The organism is Proteus sp. LHD240705, from assembly GCF_047921555.1.
In the GTDB taxonomy this organism is placed as follows: domain Bacteria; phylum Pseudomonadota; class Gammaproteobacteria; order Enterobacterales; family Enterobacteriaceae; genus Proteus.
In genome coordinates this window covers 1-562 of the sequence record NZ_JBLRMI010000035.1, presented here as the reverse complement: position 1 = coordinate 562, position 562 = coordinate 1, and the positions used below count along the sequence as shown (strand labels likewise).

At 48.4% G+C, this 562-nt stretch carries 1 protein-coding gene and 1 pseudogene; both read right to left on the bottom strand.

The window, feature by feature from the left end; all coding sequences use genetic code 11:
- Positions 1 to 328 (bottom strand): annotated as a pseudogene (locus ACNART_RS17885) (phage tail protein); the annotation flags it as partial.
- Positions 328 to 562 (bottom strand): DUF6950 family protein (locus ACNART_RS17880; protein ID WP_416303686.1); only part of this gene is annotated, 235 nt, incomplete at its 5' end. The pseudogene ACNART_RS17885 and the gene ACNART_RS17880, both read right to left, overlap by 1 nt.

The window sequence follows — 562 nt, the reverse complement described above, 5'->3', positions numbered from 1 at the left end:
ACGCTAATGCCAGTGTGATTTTTTCGTTTTCATCTTGTTCACCCGCCTCTTCTTCGGCAAAGAAAAGCAAACCCGATATCACTGTTTTTCCGACGATCACGGTTTCAGGCGCAGACGATGAACGTAACATCTGTTTGCGTTCACCCGTATCTCGATAATTCATGGAAGGTAGTTTAGGCTTAAAGATAAGCGAACCCGCGACTTGAACCGCGACGCCTGCTGCCATCAGTGCCATGCCTATCGCAGAGGTGACGCCTCCAGTAAATAGCCCCGCAATCATTAAGCCAGCACCCACGACTTTTGAAATTAATCCACCACTTCCCCCCATTATTCCACTCTCCACGCTTTGATTGGGTTAATCTGCACCGGCTTCACGCCTTGTGGGGTTACGCCCCAATAATACCTCGCCCAGACCACCGCTAAACTGTCACCGTCCTCACCTTTGAACAGTACAAGGTCGCCACGCTGAACGCGCTCAATCTCAATGGATTTGAAATAGCGTGATACGGCTTTCTCTAAGGAGCCAAATTTGGATTTGATAAGATTGAAAGCTTCAGCTTTA